At 37.9% G+C, this 6,646-nt stretch carries 6 protein-coding genes; 1 reads left to right on the forward strand and 5 read right to left on the reverse strand.

The annotated features are described in order from the left end of the window. Positions 1-45: 45 nt before the first annotated feature. The 5 genes from tig to AC4J95_RS18050 form a co-directional block, all read right to left on the reverse strand. Complete coding sequence (gene tig / locus AC4J95_RS18030; RefSeq protein WP_494551034.1) at positions 46-1,329, reverse strand: trigger factor; 1,284 nt, start codon at positions 1,327-1,329, stop codon at positions 46-48. A gap of 103 nt (positions 1,330-1,432) precedes the next feature. After that, on the reverse strand, positions 1,433-2,356 hold the full coding sequence (locus tag AC4J95_RS18035; protein ID WP_494551035.1) for a tetratricopeptide repeat protein: 924 nt from the start codon (positions 2,354-2,356) through the stop codon (positions 1,433-1,435). Then, complete coding sequence (locus tag AC4J95_RS18040) at positions 2,353-2,898, reverse strand: RDD family protein (RefSeq protein WP_494551036.1); 546 nt, start codon at positions 2,896-2,898, stop codon at positions 2,353-2,355. The genes AC4J95_RS18035 and AC4J95_RS18040 overlap by 4 nt, the downstream gene beginning before the upstream one ends. A gap of 2 nt (positions 2,899-2,900) precedes the next feature. Further along, positions 2,901-3,929 carry a signal peptide peptidase SppA gene (gene sppA, locus AC4J95_RS18045; RefSeq protein ID WP_494551037.1) on the reverse strand — a complete coding sequence of 343 codons (1,029 nt, stop codon included), beginning with the start codon at positions 3,927-3,929 and terminating at the stop codon, positions 2,901-2,903. 20 nt (positions 3,930-3,949) lie between these two features. Beyond that, positions 3,950-4,237: a hypothetical protein gene (locus AC4J95_RS18050; RefSeq protein ID WP_316402882.1), complete on the reverse strand. Its 288-nt coding sequence runs from the start codon at positions 4,235-4,237 to the stop codon at positions 3,950-3,952. Positions 4,238-4,716: 479 nt separating this feature from the next. Between AC4J95_RS18050 and glmS the strand changes: the two genes are divergently transcribed. Further along, positions 4,717-6,525 (forward strand): glutamine--fructose-6-phosphate transaminase (isomerizing), encoded by a 1,809-nt coding sequence (glmS, locus tag AC4J95_RS18055; RefSeq protein ID WP_494551038.1) that lies wholly within the window; start codon positions 4,717-4,719, stop codon positions 6,523-6,525. The last annotated feature ends 121 nt before the right edge of the window (positions 6,526-6,646 follow it).

Here is a 6,646-nt window from a genome sequence, read left to right on the forward strand (position 1 = left end):
ATTTAACTGCCTACCAGTTTAATGGTAAACAGTTAAATGCTGAAATTATTTTTCTACAGCTGTTCCAGTTACAAGTTCAACTGCTTTTTTCATTTTAATATCATGTTCAAGCATGTCTTCAGTAAGAACACGTTTAATTTGTTCTTCTGGCATTTGGTACATACCAGCTAATTCTTTGATTTCTTTAGCGATGTCTTCATCAGATGCTTCGATCTTTTCTGCTTCAACGATAGCTTCCATCACTAAATTAGTTTTAACACGACTTTCAGCTTCACCTTCAAATTGAGTGTGTAAATCAGCTTCAGTTGAGCCTGTTAATTGATAGTACATTTCTGGAGAGATGCCTTGACGTTGCATGTTGTTAAGGAACTCATCCATTGAACGATGGACTTCGTCATGCACCATTACGTGTGGAAGTTCAACGATTTCAGCGTTATCCACTGCTTGCTTAATGGCAGCTTCATCTTTTGCTTCTTTTGCAGCTTCTTCTTTTTGTTTAGTTAGTTCATCACGGTATTTTGCTTTTAACTCATCTAAAGAATTTACCTCTTCGTCAACATCTTTTGCAAAATCATCGTCTAGTTCAGGTAATTCTTTAGCCTTTACTTCATGAATCGTCACTTTGAAGACAGCTTCTTTACCAGCAAGATCCTCAGCTTGATAATCTTCTGGGAATGTAACTGTAACATCTAAGTTTTCACCTGCTTTGTGACCAACTAATTGTTCTTCAAAGCCAGGGATGAATGAACCGGATCCTAATTCAAGTGAATAGTTTTCACCTTTTCCACCTTCAAAAGCTTCTTCGCCGACAAAGCCTTCAAAGTCGATTACAGTTGTATCGCCATTTTCAGCAGCTTCGTCTTCTTTGATAACTAATTCAGCTTGAGCTTCCTGTTCTGATTTTAAACGAGCATCTACGTCAGCATCTGAAACTTCAGCATCTTGTTTAGGAACTTCAAGTTCTTTATAGTCACCTAATTTAACTTCAGGTTTTACGGTAACTTCAGCCTTAATGACCCAAGCTTCACCTTTTTCCATGCTGTCTACATCGATTTTTGGTTGAGAAACCGGATCGATTCCTGCTTCTTCAACAGCTGCTTCATAAGCAGCTGGCAATACATCGTTTAGAGCGTCTTCATACAATGCTTCTTCACCATACATACGGTTAAATACTTGACGAGAAACTTTTCCTTTACGGAAGCCAGGTACGTTAAGATTTTTTTTCACTTTGTTAAATGCATTTGTTAATCCCTTTTGAATTTGCTCTTGTTCAATTGAGAAAGTTAACACACCATCATTGGTGCCAGTTTTTTCAAAATTTGCAGTCAAATTTGTTCCCTCCGAATACTAATATACTTGCATTTTGCATACCATTAAATATTACACTACTGATTGTGAAATGTAAATATAAAGCTATTACTCTCGGCATTTTTTAATGATAGTCGAACATAAGTTGTTTAATCTTTCTACGAAGCATTTCTATAGCATCATCTAGCTTTTTCGCTTCTCCTCGATACTCGGCTAAATAACTGTCCACCCATGCTTGTGGTCTCATAAATGAGCTTTGTAATGGATACAAAAAGGCCATTTCTAGCTTAACTTGTTCCAATAAATTTGCCAAAAGGATAGGATCCTCATCGATTAAGTAATCATTCAAAAGAGTTTCAATCTTGCTTTCTAGCGTATCATCAAAGCTAGTATGTGCCGGGGACAGCTCAATGATTTCATCTTGGATTGTTAAATATCTTACCTTTTCTACGACCCCGATCTTAGCTAAACTTTCAAATAAGTAACTGCGAACCAAGGGCGCAATTTTGGGATCCACCATAAAGCTTTCAGCCATGGATTGTAGACGTTTCTCTGGGAGCTGCTTGATTCTTCGAATGACAATCAATTGATCCATCGGCATCAATGCAGGCAATTGACTCAGTTCAGTTTCAAGTTGTTCGATTACCGCTTGTTGTTGTCTTTGAAAAAAAGTTTCTTGTTCATCAATACGCATCGACCACAAGTTATGTTGTTCTTCAGTTAATTGTTTATTTTTTTGTGCGCGCCAGAGAAATTCACGAGCGGTGAAAAACTTTTGAGAATATAACTGAATTTGCAAATACAAATCAATCATCTCAGGTGTTTCAAGGTAGCTCTCTGTTTCTTCTTCTGAGTATTCTAAGGCTTCGGCAAAATCTCCCTGCTCCAAAGCCAGACTTGCGATCAAGCGATTCAATTTTGCTGAAGGATTTTTCTGATAAGCAAGTTTATAATTTTCTAATGCCAGTGAAAATTTTCCAGCTGAAAAGGCCTCTTCAGCTAGTGTTAAATAATAATAATCATTTTTTGGAAATTCTATCGGATTCATTCTTGGTCAATACCCTCTCTAGCTGCTATTAAATTAATTGTTACAACACTGGTATCTGAAAGGTAATCGCCAATATGCTGTTTATTAGATGTAAAAATTGTTACAAGATAACCTAACATAAAAAAAGATCCGCGCAAGATATATCGACAAGCACCTTCACGAACCAACACTGTTTGCCAACTCAATTCGGTCTCTGTGAAGCTAATAACGCGAATACCAAAAACCATCTTACCAATCGTTTGACCATGATTCATTTTTGTTAATAAAATGAAATACAACAAATAGATTATTAGTGTTAAAAAACCATATACGCTAACTATTTCAGTGTTTTTTTCTATGTTAAGCAGGTTAGCTGGCAAGCCAAGCAAAATAGTAGTCACCGCTGTAATACAGAGTAAATCTACTAGATACGCAAAAAAACGGATCCAAAAGCCTGCGTAAAAAAAATCTGGATAATGATTAAATTGTGGCTGATGTTGTTTTTTTTCAAGTAACCGTGTCACCGGTCCAACTGCCGGTCTTTTATTAGTCTCTTCAGCCATGACTATTCACCTCCATACAGATACATCGCTTTAGGAGCTTGAGGAGTGCCAACACTTTCAACGATATTTCTTACCAGCTCTTCTTGTGAAGGCTTGATCCCTTGGAGTTCAGCTAAGCTGTTACCAAACCAAGTATTCAAAAAATTAGTGGAGCCGCTAGTATATGAAATAACTTTTGCGTCGCTCAAACCTTTGTCTTTTCGCAAAGCCTGCAATGCTTGATCTGGATAACCTATATCATCCACCAAACCATTTTCAAGAGCCTGTGCTCCATCGTAGATTCTTCCATCAGCCAATTTCCGCACCGCCGCTTCATCCATATCTCGGCCCTCCGCTACGACTTTGACAAAACGTCCATACATACTATCCACAAAAGCTTGTAAGACTTCTTTATCTTCTTTTGTTTGAGGACGAGAAGATGAGCCAATGTCTTTTAGAGCCCCACTCTTGATTGTAGCATCGGTGATTCCGAGTTTTTCCATCAAACCAGAATAATTCATACTGGAGATAATCACCCCAATCGAACCAGTCATCGTATCCTCCGTTGCAAAAATCCGATCAGAATTAGCTGCGATATAGTAGCCGCCGCTAGCCGCTTGGCTTTCCATTGATGCATAAATCGGAATTTTTTTATCTTTTTGAATTTCTTTCAAGGCACGAGTGACTTCTGCCGTCTCATAGACTGATCCGCCTGGTGAATTAATTTCCAACAGAATTCCTTTTATTGTTGAATCATTTTTGATCTTAGCTAATTGCTTCATAAAAGAACTGTGGTTATATCCTCCAGTTGAAAATAATCCACTTGTTCCATCGTCAATAATTGTACCCTCAACTACTAATTTGGCAATTTTCTCAGTACTTGAGCCAGCTTCTTCTGTTTTTTCCTGAGGTTCATCTGTCCCATATAATAACTCGTTCACTTGACTAAATTCTTTACTACGTTCATTTTTTCGGCTGATCGTCGACGATATCACTGAAAAAATCAATAAAACAACTGCAATAACGACCGCAACCCAACGTCTCTTATTCATTTTCTTCCTCCATTTTCGTTCTAATATAAGTTACGGATAATCAATACTTTTTCAGTCGGTCCTTCAGCATTCATTTTCTCCGCTTTCTCCAATAAAGAATATCCTCCGAAAAATTCATGAGTCAAAGGATCCTCGATTTGAAATGCTTGGGCTTCTTCAATGCTTAAAGCATCTGGATTGATTTCTTGGATGCTATCCCAACCGGTATCTAAAAAGATTTTTGTTTCGTCATTAATTTTTGGATCATCTGAAAGCTGCGCTAAAAATTTCCGCAGTCCACCGACTGTCAAGTTTTCTGGTTGATTCATCTTGTTTTCCTCCTTATACATTTTGTGAAAAATATGATCACAAAAATTGCCGTTCATCATCGGACTGATCCAGCGAACAAAAAAATAATATATTGCTACAATCGCCCAAAGAATGATACTTCTCTATTCTACATTATTCTCCTTACAGATGATACGCAGAAGCAATTTGTTTTTTTTCATCAATACTTTTCACGAATTACATATATACCAATTCATTTAAAATAAAAAATAGTTTGACTAAACGGAAAGTTTATATTATATTATTCATTGTTTCCGAGGTTAAAACAAAAAAATCTTAAATGTACCAATAAGATAGCGCCAGACCCTTTTTGGGTGACGAGGAAGAAGTTAATCGAATCATTCGGCGGGTGGCTTCAGGGTAGCTGTGCTCTACAGATCATTACAAAAACTTTATAAAAGAACAAAAAAATGATCAGACAGCTCGGAAACATATAATGACAGGAAAGTAGGAAGACATTATGTGTGGAATCGTAGGTATTGTAGGAAATGAGAATGCAGCAAGTATTTTAGTGGATGGATTAGAGAAACTTGAGTATCGTGGTTATGACTCAGCAGGTATTTTTGTAGCAGATCAGAGTGAAGATTTCTTGGTCAAATCACAAGGACGGATAAAAGAGCTAGCAGCAAAAATTGGTGATGATGTTCATGGAACAATCGGAATCGGTCATACACGTTGGGCCACTCATGGAGAACCAAGTGAAGAAAATGCTCATCCACATACTTCACAAAGTAAACGTTTTGTTTTAGTTCATAATGGTGTAATTGAAAATTATGATGATCTAAAACAGAAGTATTTGGCTAATGATAGTTTTTATGGTGAAACAGATACCGAAATCGCTGTTCATTTGGTGGAATACTTTGCTCAACAAGGACTATCAACCAAAGAGGCTTTTCGTAAAGCTTTAAAAGAAATCCATGGATCTTATGCTTTTGGATTGATCGACAAAAAAGACCGCGACACTATCTACGTCGGCAAGAATAAAAGCCCACTGTTAATTGGACTAGGCGATGGTTTTAATGTTATCTGTAGTGATGCGCTAGCAATGCTACAACAAACCAATCAGTTTGTTGAGATCAACGACGGTGAAATGGTTATTGTTACCAAAGATCATGTGGAAATTGAGGACAAAGAAGGCAATGAAATTCAACGTGCTCCTTATGAAGCAAAAATCGATCTTTCTGACATGGAAAAAGGAACATACCCTTACTACATGTTGAAAGAAATTGATGAACAGCCAGCAACGATGCGTCGGATCATCAGTGAATACACAGATGAAACAGGAACCGTCGTAATCGCAGAAGAGCTACTTAAAAGCCTATTGGAAAGCGATCGGATTTACATTGTTGCTTGCGGCACTAGTAATAACGCCGGCTGGGCAAGCAAGCAGATCATTGAAGGATTGGCGAATATTCCCGTAGAGATTCATTTATCAAGTGAGTTCGGCTACAATATGCCTTTACTTTCAGAAAAACCATTCTTTATCTATTTAACTCAAAGTGGCGAAACAGCTGATAGCCGTCAAGTGTTAGTGAAAACCAATGAATTAGGCTACCCTTCCCTAACAATTACAAACGTCGCTGGATCAACGTTATCTCGTGAAGCAAGCTACACAATGCTATTACATGCAGGACCTGAGATTGCTGTCGCTTCAACGAAAGCATACACAGCACAAATCGCTGCATTGACCGTTCTAGCTAAAGCGGTCGGCGAAGCTAAAAACATTGCTGCTGCAAAAGAATTTGATTTAACAAAAGAATTAGGAATAGCTGCCAACGCAATGGATGTGATGATTGCTGAAAAAGCGATGATCGAAGAAATTGCTGCAGAATATTTGGCCACAACTCGCAACGCTTTTTACATTGGTCGTTCAGAAGATTATTATGTCTCAATGGAAGTAGCCTTGAAATTAAAAGAAATCTCTTATATCCAGGCAGAAGGCTTTGCTGCAGGAGAATTAAAGCATGGTACCATTGCTCTAGTCGAGGAAGGCACGCCAGTTATAGGAATCATTACTGAAGCTGTGACAGCTCCTCACACTCGTGGAAATCTGCGAGAAGTAGAAAGTCGTGGCGCTCACACCTTAGTGATTGCTTCAGAAGAATTGAGTAAAGATGGCGACCAAATTATCTTACCAGTCGTTCATCAATTCTTGCGTCCACTTGTTTCTGTAATTCCTGGACAATTGATCGCTTACTATGCGACATTACTACGGGGTTACGATGTTGATAAGCCTCGTAACTTAGCAAAATCAGTAACAGTAGAATAAACAAAAAAGAAATCAGATAAAAAGACGTCCCAAACTCGTAATTTGAGTTCGGGACGTCTTTTGTCTACAGTCTGAAAGGTTGAGATTGATCTCAACCTTTTTTTAATACAAAAGGCCCAAT

This window comes from Enterococcus sp. GPZ-007, assembly GCF_059374735.1.